We start from the raw sequence: 25049 nt of genomic DNA on the forward strand, positions 1-25049 counted from the left end.
AAACATTAGAAAGCGAAATTTACACCGAACAAGAAACGCATCGTTGAAGGCCATCCACCCATATCAACACCTCTCTGTAGGTCTCCCCCACTTTCTTTGCCCATATCCGCATTCGTATATTCCGGATCCAATCCAGAGTAACCGGTAATAGTCAGCAAATTCTCGGCTTGTACATACAAACGTAAGTTTTGGATACCCACCTTAGATAACACGCTCTTCGGAAGCGTATAACCCAAAACCACATTCTTCAAACGCAAGAACGAAGCATTCTCTACGTAATAAGAGTTCGAGAATTTACCAGAATAACCATCGTTCGAATCCAAGATCGGCAAAATGGCATTGCTATTATCAGCACCGGGAGTCCAAGATTGATCACGCATACGCTCAGACTTGTTACCGTTGAACATCCAGAAGTCCGTAAAATATTTCGTATTGTTAAACAGGTCATTGCCAATAGTTGAATACCAGAACATCGTGAAGTCCCAGTTTTTCCAAGTAACCGTAGCGTTTAAGCCAGCGATCAAATCAGGATGGGGAGAACCGATGAACGTACGGTCTCTTTCCGTCAACTTACCATCCTTATCCACATCATCAAACTTAAATTTACCGACCCAAGCCTTGGCGGACTCAGCGTTCAATCCGGATTGTCCTAGAGGCGGCAAGGCCAAAACCTCGTCAACGTTCTCATAGAAACCATTCACCTTGTAACCATAGAACTCAGAGATAGCATGTCCTTTCGTCGTACGGGTCACGTTTCCATCCAAGCGAGTTCCCGCTCCCCACAAAGAGGCATCATCCGACTCCGAGATACGCAGTACCTCGTTCTTATAATGGGAAAGGTTCAAACTTACGTCCCAAGACCAATCACCTTTTGAATCTCTATAATTCAAGTTCAAATCGACACCCGTATTCTTGATATCACCGAAATTGATATATGGTTTCTTGATCTCCGGGTTAGCAAACGCTGAATATTGAGCCTCGATCAACATATCCGTTGTCTTCTTCCAATACCACTCAGCACCAATATTGAATTTACCATTTAAGAAAGTAGCGTCCACTCCGACGTTCCACATCTCTGTAGACTCCCACTTGGTATCCTCGTTTCCATATTTATCTAAGATGAAACCTGTTGTAGTAGAATTATTCTGTCCGTTCAAATCGTAGTCAGAACGTTTCGGGTAAGTTGCAAGTTCCATAGCATAGTTCGTAATACGAGGAACCTCAGAGTTTCCTGTCTGTCCATAACCGACACGCAACTTCAAATCGTCCAACCAATCTCTCGTACTTTCCATGAAATCCTCTTGGGAAATACGCCAACCTAAAGAAGCGGATGGGAACACACCATAACGATTAGATTTTGAGAAACGAGATACACCATCCCGACGGATGATACCTGTGAACAAATATTTATCATTGAAAGAATAATCTACACGGCCGAACAAGCCAAACAAAGCAAACTCACCCTTATATTCGGAATTCGCCAAACGCTGGTTGTTATTCTCACCCATATTCAGCACCCAACTATTCGTATTATCCTCAAACAAATAATTGTAACGACGACCGGTCAACTTGCGTCCCAGACCGTCACGGATAGCCTCCGTACCCAACAGAACGGTAAGTTTATGGATATCATTAAAAGTCTTGTTATAGGTCAACGTATTCGTCCATACCCAACGATAATTAAACTCACTTTGTTCCTCAAAGTTATTCTGTCCCATAGACTCTGAGAACTCCGGATTTTTCTTTTCCATGCGATAATAATACCGGTTCGTATAGTCGATACCGAAGTTCGTACGGAATGTCAAGTCCTTGAAAATATCCGCCTCAGCCCATAAGTTACCAAAGATACGGTTGCGAGTATAATAGTTGTCCTTATTACGGACTTGATTGGCTACCGGATTCTGGAAGTTACCCGTACCGGAGAACTTTGATCCAGCGAAATTACCTGCGATATCATATACCGGAACCCAAGGAGAAGCACGATATGTCCACGAATAAGGATTAGATTCCGCTCCATTCGCACTCAAGCCATTATCTTTCGTGAAAGCATACGTTAAGTTCTCACCCACACGTAACCAGTCACGTACATTGAAAGAGGTATTCGCACGCACTTGATAACGCTGATAGTAAGAATCAATTACCGTACCGTCTTGTTTGAAATAGTTTGCGCTTAAGTTATACTGTCCCTTTTCCGTACCACCGGACAAGCCGATCTGGTGATTTTGAATCATGGCGGCACGATCTAACTCATCCCACCAGTCCGTATCTGAGAATGGTGCATAAGTTGTAGTAGGATAATCATAGTCGCTCGGATCTATTGTAGTAGAACCCTGAGCACCTGATTGTGTCAAGTAATTCGGGATAGAAGGTCTATCCCCCGTACCAAATTGAGGATTACTTGGATAACCTCCGATATCACGCATAACAATATTATTCTTCTGCGCCTCCCAATCTAGGTTCAAGCGATCCATAGAATTCAACACGTCATATTTCTTACCCGTCTTCTGGACACCAATATAACCGTCGTACGTTAATCTCGGTTGCCCGCTCTTCGTACCTTTCTTCGTCGTGATCAAGATGATACGTAGCGGCAGCTCCAAAGAGATAGACGGATCTTGCTGCATCAATAAAGTCCCGACTTTCGGTGAGCCGAAGACGATCACCTTATTCGGAGGCAGCTTCATCCCTACCTCGCTAGCGTTTCGCCCATGATCGAACATGGCGAACACGGAACCTCCTTGAGACTTGATAATCTCCTCGATCCGCCGCATCGTCTCATCCACGCTAAACGGGCTTACTGTTTTTTCCATCAAACGATTCTTTTTCTCCATGGCTGCAATTTTCTTTAGTTTTGTCAAGACAGGAGTCTTGACCGTCCGTACGCTCGACTTCCGGTCATTATTCAGCTGCTCATAAATAACGATTTTATTCTCTCCTTTGTTCAGCCATACGCCCGGTATGTAAAGCGTTTGCTGAGGGCCGGCGTACCAATAGCGACCGATATTGATGCCATTGATGAAAATAATGCCCTTTCCCCAATCCTCCATATCGATAAACGTATCGCCGGTATCGGACAGGTGGAAGGTTCCCTCGTAGAGAACCGGCTTATTCCCCAACGCCGCTACCTCGGGCGAGCCATTCTTATAGACATAAGGTTCGCCGGAGACCAAAGCCGGCATCCGGTCCATCGGGAGCTTGTACATCTTCCAGTCCGATATCTCGCTGCCGTTAATCTTGACCGAGCTGATGATCCCCTTCGTATTGCGTACGATCTCCTCGCCATAATTGATACGCCCCATGTTCTCCACCAAGATGTCCAAGGTAGCGTTGAACGGGATATCGATTTCCATCGCATATTGGTTGAAGCAACGGTTTAACTCGCCGACACGCTCGCCATCCACGTAGATCGTAGCGTAATCACGCAAGCCCGGTATCTCCAAACGGCCTTTCAGGGGTTGGTTGAAATGGGTAGAGTACAAGACGTAGCCGTATCCTTGGTTCAATTGCTCGAACGTGAGAGGTGTCGGAGACGCTACCGGTTCCCCTTCTTTCGCCAAGGCCAACACATCGGCTACCTTCGTCAAGGAGATCGACGGGATCTCGATCAGCGGTATAGGGGCTGGGGCCTCGGGGACGTCATAAGTGACGTATTTCCGGATCACGTTGCGGATCGAGTCGAACTTCGGGGTCACCCAACCCGCCTCGCTGATCGGGGCGTCGTAGTCGTAGCTGGTCAAGTCCGGCTGGATATCATGCTTCTTGTCGTAATTGGCGCCACTGGTGAAACCGAAATTCGTACCGCCATGAACCATATAGAAATTGAAAGAGACATCGTTTTGGAGGTACGTCTCCGTCTGCCTCGCTATGCCGGAATCGCTTATATCGGGGAATGGTTCCGCCCAGTGCATCAGCCAACCGGGATAAAACTCGGCTACCATATACGGGCCTACTCCCCCGTGATACTCGTTCACCACCTTTTTCAAGTTCTCCACGTTGCTCTCCCCGTTCGCCGTAGGCAACGCTCCCGGGGTGGAACCGCCCTCGAACAACCAGCTTCCGTCCGAGGTGAACAGAGGCACGTTGAAACCGGCGTCCGCCAATTGCCGCTTGATCTTGGCGTTGTAGCGGCGATGCTCCTCCAAGGGGATATCCTTACGTTGCGCCACGTAAGAGCCGAACTCGTTCTCGGCCTGCACCATGATGATAGGGCCGCCTTTCGATACCTGCAAGTCGCCGACCTGCTCGTAAAGCTTATCGATATAAAGCTTCGTGCGTTTCAAGAACTCCGGGTTATCCCGGCGGATCTCCATGCCCGGTATATTCTGCAACCACCACGGATAACCACCGAACTCCCACTCGGCGCATACGTACGGGCCGGGACGGAGGATTACCATCAATCCCTCCTCTCCCGCTATCCGGATATACTCGGCCAGATTCTTGTCTCCCTCGAAATCCCATTTACCCGGCTCCGTCTCGTGCAGGTTCCAGAAGACATAGGTAGCGACCGTATTCAAGCCCATCGCTCGCATCATCCGAAGGCGATGCCGCCAATATTGATGAGGGATACGAGGGTAATGCATCTCACCCGAGAGGATCGGGGTTACCTTCCCGTTTACATAAAAATGACCGTCCTTGATCTCGAACGTACGTTTCTCCTTGGCGAACGAGCCGACAGGTATCAGCATCAAAAGGAGCAATAGATAGGCGATTTTCTTTTTCATGGAATCCATGTGTTATAAAGATTTATTTTTAGGTTTAAGATCTCGTGGCAAATGTATGTAAATAAAAAGAGGATGCCAAATAAATGACATCCTCTCTAGCTTATATATTATATAATGTATAAGTCTGTATTAAGCTTGCTCCAACTGCAAAGTCTTAGTCGGCTGGTCGCAAACCTCCGTCGGACCGAAGTACTGGATCGGACCCGGATATACATAGCTAGTAGTCAAAGCCCACTCGTCACGGTTAGCGGCGAACGCCTTGAAAGGAGCGCCGTCAAGCTTAACCAAAGCCTTCTGGATAACCGGCTTCATCTCGCCATGACGTTTCTCCATGTTCATCATCATAGTAACAGGGATACCACCGGCGATCCATTGATCAGCGGGAGCGGTCGTGTTACGTACGGAAGACATATAACCTGTCTTACCGGCGGCGATCAAGCAAGATGCCGTGTAACCCAAAGAGTAGCAGTAGTCCGCATCGTAGTTAGACGGAGCGGCGCAACGACCCTCGTAACCGAAGAAGTGGTGTTGTGCGGCGAACTTGCCTACGTACTTGCCCTCGGCCTTCCACTCAGCCAATTTCTTGCCAACCATCTCAGACAATAACTTCTCAGTCTCGATCAAAGAAACCTGTACGTTTCCGTGCGGGTCACGGTCCAAAGACAACTGACGAGCTACGCCCTCCGGAAGAGAAGCATACAGATCAGAGTTCTCCTTCGTCAACTTGCTGATGATATAAGCACGTTGCTCGCTCTTCTTGATCATCTTGAACTCAGCGTCGTGCTTAGCCAAGAAGTCGTTCAACTCGGCGATCAAGCGTTTCATAGCCGGAACGAACTCGATCAAGCCCTCAGGGATCAATACCGTACCGAAGTTATTACCCTCGGCGGCACGTTTAGCCACGATACCAGCCACGTAAGTAACGATATCGTCCAAAGACATATTCTTCTCCTCAACCTCCTCGGAGATGATACAAACGTTCGGTTGAGTCTGCAAAGCGCACTCCAAAGCGATATGAGAAGCGGAGCGACCCATCAATTTGATGAAGTGCCAGTATTTCTGGGCGGAGTTACAGTCACGTTGGATGTTACCGATTACCTCGGAGTAAACCTTACAAGCCGTGTCGAAACCGAAAGAGGTCTCGATCTGGGCGTTCTTCAAGTCGCCGTCGATCGTCTTCGGGCAACCGATTACCTGTACGCCGGCGCCAATAGCCTTGTAATACTCGGCCAATACGCAAGCGTTCGTGTTAGAATCGTCACCGCCGATAATAACCAAAGCCTTGATATCAAGCTCTTTCAAGATCTGAAGACCTTTATCGAATTGCTCTTTCGTCTCTAATTTCGTACGTCCGGAACCGATCATATCGAAACCGCCCGTGTTACGGTACTCGTCGATAATATCAGCCGTCAATTCCATATATTTATGATCGATCAAACCGCCCGGGCCCAAGATGAAACCATACAGACGAGAATCTGCGTTGTGAGCCTTGATACCGTCGAACAAACCAGCGATCACGTTGTGACCACCGGGAGCCTGACCACCGGAAAGGATCACACCAACGTTCATGACAGGCATAGCCTTCTCCTCGTTACTCTTCTCGAATGTAACGATCGGCATTCCGTAAGTGTTCGGGAACAATTTCTTGATTTCTTCCTGATCGGCTACTGATTGAGTATACTCGCCGTCAACGGCTTTCACTGCACCTTTCAACGCAGCGGGTACCTTCGGTTGGTAAGCTGCTCTTGCGATTTGTAATGCACTCTTTGTCATTTCTTAATTGATTTATTTAGAAATTATTTGATACGTGTTCAAAAGTGACGCGAATATAAGGAAAAAAATCCGTATTAATAAAAGAGAAGGGGGATATGTTCATTCAAAATAGCATCGAAAAAAACTTCCGGGAAATCACTGGTAAACTTGCCCTCATCATTATAACCGATCAACCTTCAACAAGAAGAGGGTGTGTCACCATGAAGTGAACACGAGAAAATAGGTAGCTTACTGTATATTTTACTTGACTATTTTTTACCCGGTCGTGTTTTTCCAAAAACACGTACGTAATTTTCAAGAAACACGTACGTGTTTTTTCGAAAACATGTACGTGTTTTACTCAAATCTCCATCATAATTTATATCCATCTAATTATAAGCTAGTTATAAACCATTTCAAACAAATGCTTTATTGTATTTTTTTAATCCGTTTACTCTGTAGGCTACTTCGATGGCACAATAGAGTAAACTATTCATCAACTTGCACCTAATTATCACAAAAGACTTCGTATATTTACACCTTCTATTAACGTTAGTTAATCACAAAATTCGATGCGAAAAAGCCCTCTTGCACTCCTATTATCGCTTATCTGCCTGATCTCGTCTCATAACGAGATACAAGCGCAAGGACATCCCCCGACAGATTCATTGCGACAACGGGCCGCAGCGAGCGTGGGTAAGGAAAAGCATGATCTACTGATGCGTATAGCCATGTCCACCAACGATATCGCCGACTGGGACGCTACGCTCAACGACGCTATCGACCGGTGCGACACCCCGGCCATCTGCCGATCAAGGCTGAATCGCATACAATGCCTCTTTAATTTCTACTCCGTGGATTCGGCTATCATCGAGGCACGAGAGAGCCTTCCTTTTATATTGAATGCCAAGCAATACAGTTTCTACTTCTCCACCTATAATACTTTTATATCCGGATTGTTCAAGCAAAGACGGTTCGACGAGGCCCGTGAGGAAGCCACAACCATGTTCGAGACGGCGCAACAGGTTAAACAACCGGTAGGCATGACGATGGCCTTGCAGGTACAAGGCAGCATGTATTATAAACTCGGCTTGTACGACCAAGCCCTCACCTCGCTGGAAAAAGGGATCGCTATATGTCCCACTTACGAGAATGGTGAGAACCAAGTACTCTACATCTCGGCCGTTCTTTACGAATGGCTCTTCATGACCGCCCTGAAGGTGAACGACACAGAACGCATATCCCGTTACGCCGACAGCTACGCCGCCCTCGTCAAATGGAGAGACGAGCATGGGAAAGTGGACCCGACCGGACATTATCCCGTCACCTCCCGCTCTCTCCAAGCCTTGTCTTTCCTGAAAAAAGGGCAAATAAAAGAGGCGAGACGATTGCTGGATGAGGCAGCCCGGTTTATTCATCCCCAGATCCCGGCCAACGCTTATGAGCATTTTTACGAGGCTCGTCGAGAATTACGGAAAATGACAGGAGATTACCAAGGGGCTATCAAGGATATGGATATCCTGTTGGCGGCCCACGAGGGCGACCTATCTTTCTATATGGACGATTTGTTGAAGAAAGCGGAACTTCTGGCTCATTCCGGAGATCCCCGGTCCTGTATATCGCTCTATCATACGTATATACAGGTGAAAGACTCGGTAAACCGGTTGGATATCGCCTCTCGGATGGATCAACTACGGACTATTTACGAGGTAGACCGGCTCAACCAAGAGAGGCAATACGCAAGGAACTGGATGTTCGCCGCCTTTACCGGTTGCTTGCTCCTTTTCCTTTTGCTAGCGGGATATATTATCTATTCCCAACGCCTAAAAGCGAAGAACCAAGTACTCTACAGACGCATACAGGAACAGATCCGGCAGGAAAATAAGGCGGTGGAAACCATTAAGCAAATACCCGAGAACGATCTTTCCCGGGAATTACGTTTATTCATAAACTTGAACGAGTTATTGGAAAAAGAAAAGCTATACACCGATCCCACCTTGAACCGGGATGATCTGGCACAACGTTTGGGGACCAACCGTACCTACTTGATGGAAGCCGTACGTACTTACGGCGGGAATATGACCGTCCGCGAATATATTTATGACTTTCGTCTAAAGCATGCCGCCGAACTGCTCTCCTCTCCCTCCGCCCTCTCGATCGATCAAATATGCTATGACTCCGGATTCGCTTCCCGCTCGGTATTTTACCGCCTTTTCCGACAGAGCTATGGCCTGTCTCCTAACGAATATCGAAAACTTGCGGAGAAAGAAAAAGAAAATTAAAATACTATATTTCAAAAACTTGCGCCACACGGACAAATGTTTTGCGCCACACGGACAGCTTTTAGGATTACTATTCGGATATTGAAGCGATATCTGTTAATCCTAAAAACAAACTATATATGAAGACAAATTATTTTTTTCTCCTTTTCTTTCTTTTGATTCTGATGGGATGTTCGGATGACAAAAACATTCCGGATATCCCGGCCTCCACAGAGGACACCTATGAAGGAGTACACGATCTGATCAGTTTCACGAAAGAAACCGAAGATTTCACGTATGGAGACCTGACTTTCTACATCAAGACTCCCCGCGGGAACATTATCCAACGGAAAGCCAAGCACCGGCGATTATCCGGGACTTCCCTATTCACCATGGAAAAAGGGCTGAAGGAGGGTAAATACCAGCTACTATATATGGAATATACCATCCAATCGGATTGCCCGGACATTGACGGGCGAAATGGGGAGTTCGGCATGGGGTGCTACATTACCGTCAGCGAGAATGGGATCTCCACCGAAACCAACCGTGACGAGCGAATCGGCCTGTATGGGAACGGTACGCCGGAAGATCCGTACCGGATAACCTCTGCCGATGATTTGGCGAAGATACAAGAAGCGATCCTCAACTTCCACAACAATGGTAACCTTGTTAATTCCTCCACCTGCTTCAAGCAACAAAATGACATTAGCATGGCCAACTATAATGACCAATGCGGCTGGGAGGGTAACTGGTATCAAATCGGATTATCAGCCAGTTATCCTTTCACGGGCTATTATGACGGCAACGGCTATACGATCCGGGATCTGAAAATGTTAGATAAAAACGCCGTGGGCGCTAGTTTGTTCGGCTTCGTAAATCAAGCCATCATCTCGAATCTCACCATCGAGAAAGCCACCATAACCGGCTATGGGGCGCTATCGGCTATCGTAGGAGCCGTTACCACCAAGGGGGGAAGCATCAATAAGACATTCATAAAAGGGTGCATAGTAAAAAAATCCACCATCGAAAGCCGTAGCGATGGCGTAGTCACGGACGGCATGGCCATAGGCGGGATCGCCGGCATGGTAGACCCAAACGTAAATCTCTGGATAGATTCCTGCTCGGTAGAGGATTGCACTATAAACGGGGCGATTGCCGTAGGAGGAATCCTTGGCGGAGGAACAGTGTACTCAATGACACAAATCACGAACTCCCACAACCGGAATACCAAGGTAACCGCATCTTACAATTGTGCCGGAGGAATCGTTGGGTACGCCGATACGCTCTATGTATATTCATGCAGCAATAATGGCTCTATCAAAGGTGCCGCATCCACAACCGCTCCTCCCGGAAACCTTCCTGCCAATTCTATATATAATGTAGGAGCGGGCGGGATCGCCGGAGGAAGTGGATTGAGCACCATCATTTCCAGCCGAAACAGCGGGACGGTGCAAGGAAGCAGGGGCGTAGGGGGAATTATCGGAAGCACACTGGTAACTACCCAGCCGAAAACTTATTATAATAACACGTTTATCGGTTTTTGCTCGAACTCGGGGAATATAAACGGCGACAGTTATATAGGAGGATTATGCGGTGAGGCGCAACTTGGCGCTTATAAATCGTATAATGAGGGTATGATCAAGGCTAATTCATCCTTCGCTGGTGGAATTTTAGGATTCGCTCCCTTGGCCTCCATCACCAACACGGCGAATTTCAATAAAGTAATCGCCTCCTCTTATAGCGGAGGAATAGCCGGTTCCATCCTTGCCGGCTCGTTGGGTATTAACACGAATCTGGGGGAAGTAGCCTCCTACCATGAATATGCCGGTGGTATGATAGGAAGGGCAGGGAATACGCTTGCCATGAACTATTGTTCCAATTTCGCACCGATATCAGGTTCCTCATACCTCGGTGGTATGATCGGCGAGGTAGGCGACGCAAGGAAATGGACGATCATGGACGGCGTATCCTTGGGGTTTGCCACATTCGAACTAGCGTCTACTCTTGTCGGATTTGTCCCTTTCGCTAAAATCGTGGGAGAAAGCGGAGAAATCCTTGTTAACTGCGCCCTTACAGTACTTAGCCTCGTCTTAAATGATATCGATATTTTATCAGAAGGTTTTAGCGTATTCGGGCTTATTTCACACGGTCATCCGGAGATTATAGAAACAGAGAGGCTGAAAGGTGTCATTACCCATGATATCGCCATGTTGGAATCAGATATGGACACGAAACTGGCCAATAAAACAGACAACCTATCGTTCGCAAGTATCAAACTGAGGAGCAAAGATATGACAAATAGGTTCATGTCTAATCGAAAGACATTAACAGAATGGTTCGAAAGTGGGACAAACCACCAGATTTATAGTGATGCGATGAATTATAAGAGAGGGTTGCTCTCCAAACAGATCCTTAAAAGCAAAAAAAACGAAGAAGTTCTACATACGGTTGTCAGTGGTGTTTGTTGCGCGGTCAATTCAGCCTTGCTTTTTGTTACAGTTATCACTTTCCCCGAAGGTGTTCCCGCTGTAGCCTTGATGGGAGGTGCGCTAGCGTTAGTCAGTTTCGGCAATTCGGTTTCGGCCACTCTTGATGATTTCGTGGAAAACTCCGTCGTTATCACACAATGCTTGAACGCCGGAGAGATTGGCCAATATAGCAGCGGAGGCTTGGTAGGCCAACTTCAGCAAAGTTGCCTTATCTCCGATTGTATAAATATGGGACGCTCAAATAAAAGAGCCAATGCCATAATTGGAGTTGTCAATCAAAACGTAACGGTAAGTAGAAACTTGAATGTCGGGGAGAATTGGCATCTTTTCGCACCTCCCGCATCCGTTTCTTATTTTGGGAATTACTGTATGCTGGGCACTGTAGAGCAACCGAATCCTGTGATTATGAACATATTCAGCTTACAAGACTTAAAGTCGGAAAAGACCTTTACTGGATGGGACTTTGATGTAAAATGGGAAATACCATCCAACGAAACAGGTAGCTTTCCGATCCCTAAGAAATCCGAGATGCAATTTGATAAACCTAATTTATAAATAAACGAACAAACAAACATGAAAACATACACTAAAACAATATGGAATATATGCGCATGCATGCTTATCATCTTGCTCGGCGGATGCGCGGACGATGACATCATACGAAACGACTGCGGATCGACCTTGCAAGAGACAGAAACTCATCTAATAAGCACGTTCTCCTTGCCGGAAGGCAAAACTCCCATACAAGATACGAGAGAACAGATCTTTTTCCAGTTGAGATCGCTGAGCGATAACTCCATACAGCTCATGGAAGGTAAGATCCGGAAAAACGCGGGGATTCTTTCCTGTGAAATGTTTATCCCCAATAATCTGGTATTAGAAGATGGAGACTATATACTTTGGTTAAAATTCGATGAAGAAGGCAGCGTCTATCCACTAAGCTATCATCTGACATTCCGTGACAAGATGGTCAGTATGGTACGTGATACTAAATATATTTACGAGATGCTGAATGGCGAAGGTACGGAAGAGAATCCTTATCTGATTACTTCCACCAACGATTTCGCCTATCTCGTGTCTCAATTAGCCACGTACGACCGTAATTACGGATACGGGCAATTCTTCAAGCAAATAGCCGACATCAAAGCTCCTATCCCCAATTGCCTGTATCAAGGTAACGCTTATAAAAGCGCCCCGTTCGCGGGGAACTACGACGGCGATTCCCATAAGATACTAAACCTAACCTATCTCGGGACGAACGGTGAAGAGCAAAGCGACGCAATCGGGCTTTTCTCCATTTTACACGACGGGGCAGTGATCCGGAATCTTGATATAGAAGGAGCGGATATAGAGTATCCGGGGAATTGCTGCGGATTGCTTGCGGGAGTAGCTAACGGGAATATACGAATCGAGAATATAACCTTAAACGGTAATATCAAGTCCACGAAGGATAAAGTTGGCGGTTTAATAGGCTATATCGAGGGCAACGCCCAGTCGTTGGCACAAATCAGTATCCGGAATGTGCGATTGGGCGTCTCATTCTCGGAATCCGGCAGCTCTTATATCGGAGCGTTGATCGGCTGGGCCGAGAACGCTTCCATTCAAGTGGAGGATATCAGTAGCGACGGGATTTTCAAAAACTTGAGAGGGAATAATCATGTGGCCGGTCTGATCGGGAAATTATATGGTCAAATCGATGCCAGAAAAATTAAGCTGCAACATACCACCTTAAACGATTTCCCGATATCCGGAAACCAGAACGTAGGCGGATTGATCGGTGAGGCATTCTTACAGGCGGCATCCAGTTTCAAAGACATAACCATCGACATGCCGATCAAAGGTAGCTCCTATGTCGGCGGATTGATCGGTCAGATCCGGTCGGAAGCCCCTACCAATATCCTCATCGCCATCGAGAACTTCCAGTTGTCCAATCCGGCAAATCGGTCTCAAATCCAAGGGGGTAGTTATGTGGGTGGAATGATCGGATATTCCCACAAAACACACGCTAACGCATTTACGATAGAGCTTAAAGGGGAATCCTTGTTTCATGCCTCGATAACCGGGCAGTCTGCTATAGGAGGTATTTTCGGTTCTTTAGATGATACCCAAATACAAATAACCCCGGCCTCACGATTGTATATGGATAATGAATCCCTTGAAGCTTCTTCAGGGATTTGTGGCACTTTAGCCGGAGCCTTATCTTACCAAGAACCGGGGAAAGAAATTCTTTTGGATCCGGAAATATTGGTGATTAATCCCAACATCAAAATAAAGGGAGGAAATAACACAGGAGGAATCATCGGAGCGTTATATAATGGGACGTTGACTGGGACCTATAAGCCAGAATTCAATGCCGCAAACGTAATCGTGAGCAAGATTCCACGACCGATTTTCCCGGGTAACATAAATTCGGAAAAACCCTATCGCGAAAATGCCGCTTATGTTGGAGGAATTGTCAGATATGCAGATAAATCTACCCTCAGAAGACTCTTCACGCAACCTTCCATTTACGGCAGAAGTACAGTCGGAGGAATCATCGGATATGCGAGCGATACTCAAATATCAGATTGCGGCGTGAAAACAGAAACATTTAATAATGGGAATAATAGCGCCATTATGGTAGGGGGAATTATCGGACAAGCATCGTGCTCATCCCACTGTGAGTTTTCCAATCTAGTAAATTACAGTGATATCTCCTCAGGATCCAATTATATCGGAGGCATTTTCGGGAGTATGGTAGCAAGAACTACCGTAAAGATCAATAAAGTCGTGAATTTGGGTAAGCTATCAGCCACAAATAACATAGGCGGTATCATTGGAAAAAACGCTGGAAAAGGCATTGAGGTTTATGACGCAGCTAATTTCGGTACGATCCAAGGTATCGCAGGAGATAAAGAATACGGAGTGGGCGGTATAGCCGGTGCCTCTGAGGATGCCATTACAATTTATAAATCCGTTAACCACGGAAATATCACCATAAACAGGAACGCCAAGTATTATGGCGCAGGAGGTATCTTGGGGTATGTAAAACAAGGTGGAGCACACATCCGTTACTGCTGTAACCGGGCAAATATAGACTATCCGAAAGATAAAGAAGACAGCCATGGCATTGGAGGCATCGTGGGGAGCATAGAAAAGGCGAGTGATAACGACGACAGTTACGTACTGGATTGCTACAATATGGGAGAAATCAACGGACAGCAAAAAGCGACCGGCACGCTTGGTTCCGACTACCGGGGAGGGATCGTAGGAAACCTCGGAAGCCACGGGAGATGTTACCGGGCCGTGAACGGGGGCTATGTCCGCTTTGGAAACGCAGGTGTCGGAAATGGCAACAAGAAGAATCTGACACATATCTATATCTTGCCCGGTACAGGCAAAGACTTTGGAGCAACGTATATCCCCCAACCAACCAGAGAAGATAAAAATATCTACCAAGGATTCGACTTCACGGGAGATCATGATCCCAACCGGCAACCGGTTTGGGTTCTGGGTGGCACATATAGCTCGGAGAATAAAATGCTACCCTACTTGCATTCAGGAAAATGTTATTTCCAATTCGCAAAATATGCCCCATAAAATACACCCTCTTTAATACACTCTATATATATCCATACCGGGCGCAAACTATTCATCGGTTTGCGTCCGGTTTTCCCAAAAGACTTCGTATATTCGCGAAGTCAATATTCCATATTTTAATACATTACTTACATAACACAAATACAAAATGAAAAAGTATCTTACTCTTGCCGCATCAGCTCTGCTCCTAGCCGCATGCAGCGAAAAACCGGGTTACGAGATCAACGGTACCGTAGCGAACACCGATCTAAACGGAAAATACGTTTACCTGTATGAATATGGCGTACAAGACTTCGCCCCAATGGATAGCGCATTGGTGCAGAACGGCACGTTCACGTTCAAAGGAACACAGAACGCCCCTGCCCTACGCAAACTCGCCTTCGCCGAGGATGTCGTGGAACCCAAACGTGCCGCTTCCGGCGAGAACGCTCCTTTTACAAGCGTATTCGTACTGGAGAACGGTAAATTACAGGCTGTTCTTGACGAGGCCGCTTCCGCCGTTTCTGGAACACCGGAGAATGACGGATTGAAAGCCCTGCAAGCACAAATGAAGACTTTGCGTGCGGATTTGGAGAAGCTTTCCGCCGACATGAAATCTGAGGACAAGGAAGTCGTAAGCGCCGCCGAGAAGAAATATGACGAGATCGACCAAAAGGTAACCGATGCCGTCAAGACTTACATATTGAATAATACGACCAAGCAATCCGCCGCCAAGTTATTATACGATTTCCGTTATAGCTTGGACGAGGCTGCCCAGAACGAGATTATCGCCAAGGCGGACTCCGCTTTCAAGGCCGTTCCGAACATCGATAAGCTCATGGCTCACCTAGATGTACTGAAAACCGTAGCCGTAGGCAAGAAGTTCGTGGACTTCGAGATGGCCGACCCGAACGGTAAGACGCACAAGCTATCCGAGTTCGTAGGCAATGGCAAGAACATCGTGTTGATCGATTTTTGGGCAAGCTGGTGTCCTCCTTGCCGCCGGGATATGCCGAATTTGGTAGCCGCTTACAAGAAATACAAGAACAAAGGTTTCGAGATCGTTGGTATCTCCTTGGATAGCAAGGCTGACGCATGGGCGAAAGGCGTAAAGGACCTGAATATCACATGGACCCAACTCTCCGACTTGCAAGGCTGGAAAAACTCCGGTGCTCAACTATACGGGGTAAACAGCATCCCTCACACCGTATTGGTGGATAAGGACGGAACGATCATCGCCAAGAACCTACATGGCGAGGAGATCGACGCTAAACTTCAAGAAATATTGAAATAATAATAACAATAACACGATATGTCCGCCCAAATCACGTTAAACTGGACGAAGGACTCGACTTTCGAGACCTTGCTGGACGGCCATAAGGTTACGATCGACACAACTGCCGAGAACGGGGGTAATAATGAAGGCCCCCGTCCCAAGGCTTTAATGCTGGTCGCCTTGGCCGGATGCAGCGCAATGGACGTAATCTCCCTTTTCCTTAAAATGAGAGTACGTTTCGACAAAATCTCTATCGACGTAACCGCAGAGACTTCGGATACGATCCCGATGGTATATACCGCATTCCACGCTACATACCATATCGACGGGAACATCGGGGACGCCGCCAAAATAGAGAAAGCGATTCGCCTTTCACAGGAAAAATACTGTGGCGTAGGACTTATGATGAAAAAGATAGGCCCGATTACCTACGATATCTTACTGAACGGCGAACCGCTTAAACCACAAAAACATGAAGATTAGAAAACAGTTCTTACTTTTATTTATCTCTACCAGTCACTTGTTCGTATATGCGCAAAACACGGAACCTTCAGTGTTTACGAAAGAGGCTAACGAACAAGTGGTGAAATCACTCCCGTTTGATAACAAACAAGATTTTGAAGACGCTACCCGTGGCTTTATCGCCACGATAGACGAATCTTCCATTACCGACGAGACAGGAAAAGAGGTGTATGGATTAACTGTCTGGGATTTCCTGCGTCAAGAGGCTCCGGCATCCGCCAACCCTAGTCTTTGGCGACAAGGGCAACTCAACCGCATACACGGCTTATTTGAGGTATTACCCGGTAAAATATACCAGATACGAGGATTCGACCTCGCAAATATGACGTTTATCCGTAGTGATAACGGTTGGATCGTCATAGATGTATTGCTCTCGAAAGAGACGGCCCTAGCAGGTTATAATCTTCTGAAGAAACATGTAGAAGACCTTCCGGTCAAGGCGGTTATCTATACGCATCCTCATGTGGACCATTTCGCGGGAATAGACGCCATATTGGAGAACGCCCCCAATAAGCCCGAAGCGATCGAGATCATTGGCCCCAAGGGTTTCTTTGAAGATGCCGTCAGCGAGAACCTGATGGCGGGTGTAGCCATGGGGCGAAGAGCGACCTATATGTATGGCCGCAGTCTACCTAAAAATGAGAAAGGAAATATAGGTACTGGTTTAGGACAAACTACCGCGGCAGGAACTACGGGCTTGGTCCCTCCTACCCGTGAGATATCCGAGGAGGGAGAGACTTTACGAATTGATGGTGTCGAGATCGTATTCATGTCCGTACCCGGCGCCGAGGCTCCCTCGGAAATCATGATGTACTTCCCTGGGATGAAAGCTTTCTGCGTAGCCGAGGAAATCAACCGTACCCTGCACAACCTGCTGACCTTACGAGGGGCGAAGGTCCGGAACGGCCAATTATGGAGCAAATATATCGACCGGGCGATCACGGAGTGCGGCGATCAGGTAGAGGTATCCTTCTCTACCCACCATTGGCCGACTTGGGGCAATAAGAACATCGTCGCTTACTGGGAAAAGCAGCGGGATTTGTATCGCTACCTACACGATCAGACACTTCACCTCGCCAACCAAGGATATACACCTCGAGAAATAGCGGAGATGATTAAATTACCAAGCTCTATCGCCAACGAGTTCGCCAACCGGGGATATTATGGAACCGTTAGCCATAACGTAAAAGCCCAATATCAAATGTATTTCGGCTGGTTCGACGGCATCCCCGCCCATCTGAACCCACTCCCGCCGGTAGAAGAAGGTAAAAAATACGTAGAGGCTATCGGAGGAGAGGACGAGGTAATGAAAAAGGCGCGAGAGGCATACAATCAAGGAGAATACCGTTGGACGGCTACTTTGCTGAACCATCTCGTTTTCGCTAATCCAAAGCATAAACCCGCCCGCCAATTACTTGCGAACACGTATGCCCAATTGGGCTACCAAGCGGAAAGCGGCCCGTGGCGTAATTTCTACCTGACCGGAGCTATGGAACTGACCGAAGGCATCGCCGGCAAAGGCAAGGCCAACTCAAACCGGGCACGTATGTCCCAGAACCTAAGTCCCGAAATGCTATTCGATTTGCTCGCTATCCAAATAAACGGGGAAAAAGCGGCCGATAAAGACTTAATAATAAATATTATCTTAACCGATACGAACGAACAGGCCACCTTGATCTTAAAGAACGGCGCCTTATCGAACCGTATCGGCCGGCTCCATCCGGCCCCTACCGTAACTTTGGAAGGAGACAAACAAGTCATCTACGCAAGCCTCATGCAGCCGGAGAGTATAGCGGCAAATCTGCAAAACCATAAGTTATCGGTAACCGGGAAACTTGAAAGCCTAAAAGAGCTATTCTCCACTTTTGAGGCCCCGGACGCTTATTTTAATATCATCGAGCCTTAAACCTTTCCCGCCTCTTGCATGGCTGGATTAAAAAATCTATCTTTGTGCGATCTTTAGAGAAAGCGATATTACTATAAAATTAGCATAAGGTTTTATTACACTTTAATATAATAAATTAGCGATTATGATTTATTCACATGAAGTTCAACACATGTGTGTTGTAAAGAAGGGAGCTAACCACCAGTGCGCTCCGATTCCTGAAGAAGGAAAGTGGGTTAGAGCAACTCAGATCACTGATATCTCTGGTTTGACTCACGGTATCGGTTGGTGCGCGCCGAAACAAGGTGGATGTAAGCTGACATTAAACGTTAAAGAAGGAATCATCCAAGAGGCTCTTGTAGAGACAATCGGTTGTTCCGGTATGACTCACTCAGCGGCTATGGCTTCTGAGATCCTTCCGGGTAAAACTCTTTTGGAAGCATTGAACACAGACCTTGTTTGTGACGCTATCAACACCGCTATGCGCGAGTTGTTCTTGCAGATCGTCTACGGTCGTACACAGTCCGCTTTCTCAGAGGGAGGTCTGCCTGTAGGCGCTGGCTTGGAAGACCTTGGTAAAGGTTTGCGTAGCCAAGTGGGTACGATGTTCGGTACATTGGCTAAAGGTCCCCGCTACTTGGAGATGGCCGAGGGATATTGCACGCGCATGGCATTAGACGCTGATGACGAAGTAATCGGTTATGAATTCATCCACTTGGGTAAATTCATGGATATGGTTAAGAAGGGTATGGACGCTAACGAGGCACTGGAAAAGGCGAAAGGCTCTTACGGTCGTTTCAAAGAAGCTGTAAAATATATCGATCCTCGTAATGAATAAGAAAACATTTACACGTGTCCTCATCGGGCTGAGTGTTATCACGGCTGTGGCTACGCTTATCACGTATTTCGTGATGAAGCCGGAGAAACCGTGGTTGGCGTTTTACGTGGCTTGTTGTGGCGGTGTATTGGTTTTCAACTTTCTGATATCTTTATTCCTAGTAAATAAGAATTTTAAAAAGTAAAAAAATAATATGGCTTTATTTGAAAGTTATGACCGTCGTATTGATCATATCAACGCGGTATTAAACGAATATGGTATCAACGGTATCGAAGACGCAAAGGCTATCTGCGATGCTAAGGGTATCGACCCTTATACAATGTGTAAGGAAACTCAACCGATCTGTTTCGAGAACGCTTGCTGGGCTTACGTAGTAGGTGCCGCTATCGCTATCAAGAAAGGTTGTACGAACGCTGCCGAGGCTGCCGAGGCTATCGGTATCGGTTTGCAGGCATTCTGTATCGCTGGTTCTGTTGCTGACGACCGTAAGGTGGGTATCGGCCACGGTAACTTGGCCGCTCGTTTGCTTCGTGAGGAGACGAAGTGTTTCGCTTTCTTGGCTGGACACGAGTCTTTCGCCGCGGCTGAGGGCGCTATCAAGATCGCCGAGATGGCAAACAAGGTTCGTAAAGAGCCTTTGCGTGTTATCTTGAACGGTTTAGGTAAGGATGCCGCTAAGATCATCTCTCGTATCAACGGTTTCACGTATGTACAGACTCAGTTCGACTACATGACAGGTGAGGTGAACGTTATCGAGGAGAAAGCTTACTCTAACGGTCTTCGTGCGAAAGTTAAGTGCTACGGCGCTGACGACGTTCGCGAGGGTGTGGCTATCATGCGTAAGGAAGGTGTTGACGTATCTATCACGGGTAACTCTACGAACCCGACTCGTTTCCAACACCCGGTAGCCGGTACTTATAAGAAAGAATGTATGGAGAACGGTCACCCGTATTTCTCTGTTGCTTCTGGTGGTGGTACGGGCCGTACTTTGCACCCGGACAACATGGCCGCTGGTCCTGCTTCTTATGGTATGACGGACACAATGGGCCGTATGCACGGTGACGCTCAGTTCGCTGGTTCTTCTTCCGTACCTGCTCACGTAGAAATGATGGGATTCCTAGGTATGGGTAACAACCCGATGGTAGGTGCTACGGTTGCTGTAGCGGTTGCTATCGAGGAAGCTATGAAGAAGTAATCAACTAAACAATAAAATAATTGTTTATATATAGACTCCTGTGATCTTGATGGTTGCAGGAGTTTTTATTTTACTTATCAAAAGGAGGAAAAGGATGACACTAAACATAGACCAAGAGAGTTGCATCAAATGCGGGAAATGCGTACGGGTATGCCCTTCGGATATATTCACGCAAGAAAGGGCCGGAGAGACGATCGGGCTGGTACGTGTGGAAAGCTGCATCGTTTGCGGGCATTGCGTGGACGTATGTCCGACGGGCTCCGTGTCGCACAGCGAATTCCCGCCGGAGAAAACGCATACGATCGATTACAGCCAAATGCCTACGCCGGAGCAGGTGATGTTGCTGATCAAGTCACGCCGTTCCAACCGGACATTGACCTCGAGGCCCGTACCCAAGGAGATGCTGGACAAGATCGTGGAGGCCGCTCATTCTGCGCCGACGGCTACAAACTCCCAAAGCCTTTCGTTTACCGTCGTCACCGATCCGCAAAAGCTACGGCAGGTGAGCGATTATACGATAGGTGTGTTCGACTCCTTGGCGAAGCTATTATTGAATCCCGTCGTGAAATGTGTGGTCAAGCCGTTTATGAAGGATGTCTATAAATACGTACCGGTATTCAATCGGTTGAAAGAGGAACACAAGGCGGGTAAAGATCCGATTCTCCGGAAAGCCACCGCCCTGCTACTGATCCATACACCGAAGTCCAACCGATTCGGAAGTGAGGACGCTAACCTCGCTTATCAAAACGCCTCCTTGATGGCGCAATCGCTTGGGGTAAGCCAGATCTATATGGGCTTTGTGCTCACCGCCATCCGGCACGAAGGAAAAGATACGCTCGCCAAGACGCTAGGGATCGACGGCAAGATACAAGCGATCATGGCGCTCGGCATACCGGCTTTTAAGTATCCGAAGTACACGGACCGGAAAGAGATCGTCAAGAACTATATCGAGTGAGACTTGATGGAGACAACCTTGTCGACCGGGGTATGCGATCCATTGGATTACGCATCGTAAGTCAATGGATTACGATACGTAAGTCATTGACTTATGGTTCGAATCTCATAGGTTTACCGGGCTAGGATCACTCCCGATCACCAGAACTTATTATGCTCCGGGCTGTATTCAAAACCAGCGTCTTTAAGCTTTGTAAGAAGGGATTTCTTGTTCACTTGCAAATCCTCGCATAAATCGTCGAGGGAAGAATAATTGTCACGAAGTTTCATATTGATGAAGCTGAATAGCATCATCGGATCGTTTGGTAATGACATAATCTTACGAATAAAAATGTTATCTATGTTTTACAACACAAAGATAATGCTTTTTCGCCAGATGGAACCCAGACACGATCCTTATTATTTGAATATCGGTTCGCAACAAAACAACCTACAAACTGGTTTTAAATAACGAGAACTTATAATTCAATTGAATGACATGAAAAAATATGTATTAGTAGTAGCGGTAGCCGCAGCCCTATTCAGCTGTAGCGGCAACCCAAAGGCAGACGCCACGCAAACAGACAAGAACAAGCAGGAAACCGCCCAAGTACCGGATATGCACAACGCAGAGACTTCCTTGGATTACTGGGGTGTTTACGAAGGGACATTACCAGCCGCCAGCTCGCCGGGTATTAAAACGACCTTGACATTGAACAAGGATAAAACCTTTACCCTCCGCTCCGAATATATTGACGAGAAAGACGGTATTTTTAATGATAAGGGAACTTACACGCTGGATGGTAACGTCTTGACGGCGAGACAAGAAGGGGGAGACATCACGTATTATAAGGTAGAGGAAGGCCAACTGAAAATGCTGGACCAGCAGAAGCAACCCGTCACGGGCGACTTAGCCAAGTTCTATATCCTTAAGCAAACAAAGAAATTCTAGGCTTTATCCCCATAAGTATATACTTTCAAGGGCAAAAGCATACCCTTTTGTACATGAAAGTATATACTCATTTGCCTAAACCCAAAACTATTCCTACCTTTGCGTCCCTATATAACTATATAATTACTCCAATGAGAATAGCCGCTTAATTTATCTCAAGATGTCGTTCTTTCCATCCGGAAAGCCCTCTATCCGTATAGGGCTAATTTCGTGACGACAGATTCGAGGCTATCGTGAAACCGATCATCATCGGTATTTCTTATCCATTTTAGTATCTCACATTTTAAATCAGTTCACACTATGAGTATCGTAGCGCAAAAAATCACGTATATACATCCGGACAATCAAGTCTTATTCAAGGGGATCGACTTAACGATCAACAAGGGGCAAAAGGTAGCCTTAGTCGGGAACAACGGATCGGGAAAATCCACCTTCCTCCGTATCTTGGCTGGAACCTTGCAAGCGCAGGAAGGGGAGATTATCTATCCGACCCCACCCTATTACGTACCCCAGCATTTCGGGCAATATGATAACCTGACGGTGGCCCAGGCCCTACGTATCGACGGCAAACTAGAAGCCTTGCGGGCGATTACCGAGGGCGACGCCTCCCTCTCTAATTTCAATACGCTGGCGGATGACTGGACGATCGAGGAACGGAGCCTCGCCGCCCTGCACGCTTGGGGTTTGGAGCATATCCTCCTCTCCCAACCGATGCGCACATTAAGTGGCGGCGAGAAAACCAAGGTTTTCCTCTCCGGAATCGAGATCCACCAACCCTCGATCCTACTATTGGATGAGCCGACCAACCATCTGGATAGGCGTAGCCGGGAGAAGTTATACGATTTCATCACGTCTTGCCGTATCACCTTGTTGGTCGTCAGCCACGATCGTACCTTATTGAACCTATTAGCTTCCATAGCGGAATTATCCGTCGGGGGGATCACCCTTTACGGGGGTAATTATGATTTCTACAAGGAACAAAAAGAACAGGAACAGGCTTCCATGCAAGAGAAACTGGAAGCGAAGGAGAAAGAGCTTCGCAGGGTTAGGAAAACCGCCCGTGAGGTAGCCGAGCGAAAACAAAAGCATGAATCCCGGGGAAAGAAACAAAGCATCCAGAAAGGAATCCCCAAGATCATGATGGGTGCCTTGAAGGAGAACGCCGAGAAAAGCGCCTCCAAACTAAAAGAGGTTCACGAGGACAAGATGGAGAACCTTGCCAACGAGCTAAAGCAAATGCGCTCCTCCCTACCCGACCTTCAAGGCATGAAACTGGATTTCAGCGCATCCGGCTTACACGAAGGCAAGATATTGGTTACCGCCAAGGAGATCAATTTCGGTTACGCCGAGGCCGGCGATCTATGGCCCTCCCCGATGAGCTTCCAGATCAAGAGTGGGGAACGGTGGCTGATACAAGGCGATAACGGTTCCGGCAAGACGACTTTGCTGAAGTTGATTACCGGCCAGTTACCGCCTCGTAGCGGTTCCTTGATCCGTGCGGATTTCTCCTCTATCTATATCGACCAAGAATACTCGATCGTCCGGAACGACCGGACGGTGTACGAGCAAGCGCAAGCCTTCAACGAGCGTCATTTCCAAGAGCACGAGATCAAGACCTTGCTAAACCGTTTCCTCTTCCCGCACGACACGTGGGAGAAGAGCTGCGGGAAGCTGAGCGGAGGCGAGAAAATGAGGTTGGCTTTCTGCTGCCTGATGATCAGCAACCAGACTCCGGACCTGTTTATCCTAGATGAGCCGACCAATAATCTCGACATCCAAAGCATCGAGATTATCACCTCCATGGTCCGTGCGTACAGGGGCACGATCTTGCTGATCTCGCACGACGCTTATTTTATTCGGGAATTGGGTATCCACCAAATAATAACTACCTTCGCGGGTAGGTTAAAGACGAATTTATGAAGACGTTACTTGACGTGCATACCCATACGGTAGCCAGTGGGCATGCCTTTAGCACCCTGCAAGAAATGGCAGTGGCCGCCTCCGAGAAAGGACTGAAGTTACTAGGTATAACAGAGCATGCCCCCGGCATACCGGGGACATGCTCCCCGATTTACTTCCGCAACCTACATGTGGTTCCCCGCCGGATATACGGTGTCGAGTTATTGCTCGGAGCGGAATTGAACATCATCGACTATAAGGGTACGATCGATCTGGGCGAGGAGTACTTCCCGATGCTGGATATCCGGATAGCGGGCATCCACTCGCTTTGCTACAAACCGGGAACGGTCGAGCAGAATACAGAGGCGATGATCGGGGCGATCCGCAACCCGCATGTCCACATCATCAGTCACCCGGGAGACGGTACGGCAGAGGTGGATTTCGAGCCTATCGTATTAGCGTCCAAAGAGCATCACACGTTGCTGGAGATCAACAACAGCTCTCTCAACCCGGTCCGCAAGAAACTCACCGCCAGAGATAATAACCTCACGATCTTGCGCCTATGCAAGAAATACGAGGTTCCTGTGATTTTAGGTAGCGATGCGCATATATCTTTCGATATAGCCCGGTACGATCATATCTACGAGTTATTGCAAGAGACACGATTTCCGGAGGAATTGATATTGAACGACAAGGTAGAGGCGTTCAAGAAGTTCATAGGGAGATAAGCGGTGCCTTACATCCGGGCAGATACACGTACGTACCCGC

General features: G+C 47.3%; 16 protein-coding genes. 13 read left to right on the forward strand and 3 right to left on the reverse strand.

The genetic code is table 11. The features are described from left to right. Positions 1-5 precede the first annotated feature (5 nt). Entirely contained in the window at positions 6-4721 is a 4716-nt protein-coding gene (locus tag CI960_RS23670; RefSeq protein WP_094582640.1) for a SusC/RagA family TonB-linked outer membrane protein, read from the reverse strand. Between the two features lie 129 nt (positions 4722-4850). Beyond that, a complete protein-coding gene (locus tag CI960_RS11850; RefSeq protein WP_005855923.1) occupies positions 4851-6494 on the reverse strand; it encodes a diphosphate--fructose-6-phosphate 1-phosphotransferase in 1644 nt (547 codons plus the stop codon). A 551-nt stretch (positions 6495-7045) separates the two neighbouring features. Between CI960_RS11850 and CI960_RS11855 the strand changes: the two genes are divergently transcribed. The 10 genes from CI960_RS11855 to CI960_RS11900 all read left to right on the forward strand — a co-directional run bounded on the left by CI960_RS11855 (position 7046) and on the right by CI960_RS11900 (position 21452). Continuing rightward, positions 7046-8755, forward strand: coding sequence for a helix-turn-helix domain-containing protein (locus tag CI960_RS11855; RefSeq protein WP_005855919.1), 1710 nt, complete (start codon positions 7046-7048; stop codon positions 8753-8755). 119 nt (positions 8756-8874) lie between these two features. Further along, positions 8875-11778, forward strand: a complete 2904-nt coding sequence (locus tag CI960_RS11860; RefSeq protein WP_005855917.1) for a hypothetical protein — start codon at positions 8875-8877, stop codon at positions 11776-11778. Between the two features lie 18 nt (positions 11779-11796). Beyond that, positions 11797-14802: a hypothetical protein gene (locus tag CI960_RS11865; protein WP_094582358.1), complete on the forward strand. Its 3006-nt coding sequence runs from the start codon at positions 11797-11799 to the stop codon at positions 14800-14802. 148 nt (positions 14803-14950) lie between these two features. After that, positions 14951-16075: a TlpA disulfide reductase family protein gene (locus tag CI960_RS11870; protein WP_005855913.1), complete on the forward strand. Its 1125-nt coding sequence runs from the start codon at positions 14951-14953 to the stop codon at positions 16073-16075. A gap of 18 nt (positions 16076-16093) precedes the next feature. Then, on the forward strand, positions 16094-16540 hold the full coding sequence (locus CI960_RS11875) for an OsmC family protein (protein WP_005855911.1): 447 nt from the start codon (positions 16094-16096) through the stop codon (positions 16538-16540). Continuing rightward, positions 16530-18485: an alkyl/aryl-sulfatase gene (locus tag CI960_RS11880; RefSeq protein WP_005855909.1), complete on the forward strand. Its 1956-nt coding sequence runs from the start codon at positions 16530-16532 to the stop codon at positions 18483-18485. Before CI960_RS11875 ends, CI960_RS11880 begins: the two co-directional genes overlap by 11 nt. A gap of 124 nt (positions 18486-18609) precedes the next feature. After that, positions 18610-19302 (forward strand): iron-sulfur cluster assembly scaffold protein, encoded by a 693-nt coding sequence (locus tag CI960_RS11885; RefSeq protein ID WP_005855907.1) that lies wholly within the window; start codon positions 18610-18612, stop codon positions 19300-19302. Then, entirely contained in the window at positions 19295-19486 is a 192-nt protein-coding gene (locus tag CI960_RS11890; protein WP_005855905.1) for a hypothetical protein, read from the forward strand. The genes CI960_RS11885 and CI960_RS11890 overlap by 8 nt, the downstream gene beginning before the upstream one ends. A gap of 9 nt (positions 19487-19495) precedes the next feature. After that, positions 19496-20497, forward strand: coding sequence for a GGGtGRT protein (locus CI960_RS11895; RefSeq protein ID WP_005855903.1), 1002 nt, complete (start codon positions 19496-19498; stop codon positions 20495-20497). A 94-nt stretch (positions 20498-20591) separates the two neighbouring features. Then, positions 20592-21452 (forward strand): nitroreductase family protein, encoded by an 861-nt coding sequence (locus CI960_RS11900; RefSeq protein WP_005855901.1) that lies wholly within the window; start codon positions 20592-20594, stop codon positions 21450-21452. Positions 21453-21589: 137 nt separating this feature from the next. Here the strand turns inward: CI960_RS11900 and CI960_RS11905 are convergent, their stop codons facing one another. Next, positions 21590-21766, reverse strand: a complete 177-nt coding sequence (locus CI960_RS11905; protein ID WP_005855899.1) for a DUF4250 domain-containing protein — start codon at positions 21764-21766, stop codon at positions 21590-21592. Positions 21767-21929: 163 nt separating this feature from the next. On the opposite strand from CI960_RS11905, the gene CI960_RS11910 reads away from it, so the two are divergent. The 3 genes from CI960_RS11910 to CI960_RS11920 all read left to right on the forward strand — a co-directional run bounded on the left by CI960_RS11910 (position 21930) and on the right by CI960_RS11920 (position 25009). After that, positions 21930-22382: a copper resistance protein NlpE gene (locus CI960_RS11910; protein WP_005855897.1), complete on the forward strand. Its 453-nt coding sequence runs from the start codon at positions 21930-21932 to the stop codon at positions 22380-22382. 300 nt (positions 22383-22682) lie between these two features. Continuing rightward, on the forward strand, positions 22683-24302 hold the full coding sequence (abc-f, locus tag CI960_RS11915) for a ribosomal protection-like ABC-F family protein (RefSeq protein WP_005855895.1): 1620 nt from the start codon (positions 22683-22685) through the stop codon (positions 24300-24302). After that, the gene (locus tag CI960_RS11920; RefSeq protein ID WP_005855893.1) at positions 24299-25009 is read left to right on the forward strand and encodes a phosphatase; all 711 of its coding nucleotides are present in this window, start codon (positions 24299-24301) and stop codon (positions 25007-25009) included. The genes abc-f and CI960_RS11920 overlap by 4 nt, the downstream gene beginning before the upstream one ends. Positions 25010-25049 lie beyond the last annotated feature (40 nt).

This window comes from Parabacteroides sp. CT06, from assembly GCF_002257605.1.
In the GTDB taxonomy this organism is placed as follows: domain Bacteria; phylum Bacteroidota; class Bacteroidia; order Bacteroidales; family Tannerellaceae; genus Parabacteroides; species Parabacteroides distasonis.